The sequence below is a fragment of the Deltaproteobacteria bacterium genome (assembly GCA_009930495.1).
Lineage (GTDB): Bacteria > Desulfobacterota > Desulfovibrionia > Desulfovibrionales > Desulfomicrobiaceae > Desulfomicrobium.
The window spans coordinates 1-1742 of sequence record RZYB01000343.1; the positions used below are offsets into that span (position 1 = coordinate 1).

Annotated in this window: 2 protein-coding genes; both read left to right on the forward strand. The window is 56.1% G+C overall.

The genetic code is table 11. The features are described from left to right. The first annotated feature begins 470 nt into the window (after positions 1-470). Positions 471-995 carry a hypothetical protein gene (locus EOL86_14505; GenBank protein NCD26783.1) on the forward strand — a complete coding sequence of 175 codons (525 nt, stop codon included), beginning with the start codon at positions 471-473 and terminating at the stop codon, positions 993-995. Positions 996-1307: 312 nt separating this feature from the next. After that, positions 1308-1712, forward strand: a complete 405-nt coding sequence (locus EOL86_14510; protein ID NCD26784.1) for a GFA family protein — start codon at positions 1308-1310, stop codon at positions 1710-1712. Positions 1713-1742: the final 30 nt, after the last annotated feature.

Genomic DNA, 1742 nt, shown 5'->3' on the forward strand with positions numbered 1-1742 from the left:
GGCCGAATTTTTCTCCGGCGTCGTCCAGCGCGGCTACCGCGAGCACCTCTTCACCGACCAGCACCGCGCCATGCTCGACGTCCGCACCCCCGTCACCTATCGCCAGTACGAAGACATCTTCAACTACGGCGTCCCCAAAGACGGCGCCGACCACGTCTTCGCCCCCTACCGCTCCGGCCCCTTCCGCCTCGCCGGCATCAAAGACCACAAACGGCGCTACGAAGCGAAGTAGGCGGTTCGGGCGGGCCCCACCACCTTGCGTGGTGGGGGAGCTAACTTCGCTTCCCACGGCGCAAGGCCGCGGGGAGCTCAACAGCCGGCAACCCCTCCGCACCGCCTTTCTTAGAAATTCCGCTCAGGACATTGACTCTGATTAACGCCTCGCCAACCTCGGCCTAGCTTGGCAAAATATCCCACCGAATATGGCATATCGCGCGCGGGCGGAATAATACCATCGCGTCCTCCAACATATGGAGCCCATGATGACTGATATACAAGATAGTTCTCCGTTCGAAGTACTTGGTCCGGTTGTCGCGGATAAAGCCGCAGAATTACTCTGGCGGCAGGGAGAACTACAAAAACAATGGGCCAAGAAATATCCTGAACTATTTGACGAGCGGGACCTTGAAATATTCCTTAACCAACGACATCACCACTTTTATGAAGCATGCGCCGCCATTTGGTGGCATGAGCGCGGGTATTTATGCCTTGTGGAAAAATATGACATTAAAACACCCAAGGAACGACACCCGCGCAAGGCATTAATCTTCCATCAGTGCATTTCTCCGCCTATGTTTGAGCGCATGTGGGTCGCCAAGAAAAAACATGGCTATAGGGGACCACCGGATCTTTTTGTATATAAACCAGACCTTTCAGATTGGTTTTTTTGCGAAGTTAAAGGTCCAGCAGACAAGGTGCGCTCGAGCCAAAGTGCATTTTGGAAGGAACTTGAAGAAATATTTATGAGAAAAGTTAGAGTTCTTCAGTTCGTGTAGAAATCGGTTTCGTAGTTTAATCATTTCAATCCGTGATTAGCTTCTTCGGAGACAGATCCCGTCGGAATATTCTTCTTGCTCCACTTCGTGCCTCCGTGAGAACAGACTGCTTTTCCCCTCCCCATCCGTGTTGATCCGTGAAGGGGTCGTAATGGGGTCTCCGCCCTCTTACGTGCCTCCGCGTCTCCGTGTGAGCCGGCTGCTTTTTCCCTCCCCATCCGTGTGCATCCGCGTCCATCCGTGGTTGGTTTTCTCCCCCTTGGCGTTTCGGGCGGTCTGCGGTACGCTTTCCCTGAATCCAAGGAGGCCTCCATGCTGACGGGCAGTTGCTATTGCGGGAAAGTGCGGTACGAGAGCGCGGGGAAAATCCTGATCTTCGCAAACTGTCATTGTCCGGATTGCCGGAAATTCACCGGCTCCGCGTTTTCGTCGGTCCTGGCCGTGGAGGACGGCGGGTTCAAGGTCGTGGCCGGCGCGGACAACCTCGTGGCCTACAACTCCTCGCCCGGCAAGTTCCGCTCGTTCTGCCAGACCTGCGGCTGTCCTCTGTTCTCGCGCGCCGAGCAGCGCCCGGGCATGGTGCTGATCCGCGCGGGCTCGCTGGACGACGATCCCCGGATGAAGCCCCAAAGCCATATCTGGGTCTCAATGAAAGCCCCGTGGCACGACGTCTGCGACTCCGCCGCGCAATTTCCCGAAGGCTTCCCGAAGAAATAGGCCTTGGGAGATATTTTACCTCCGACGAGG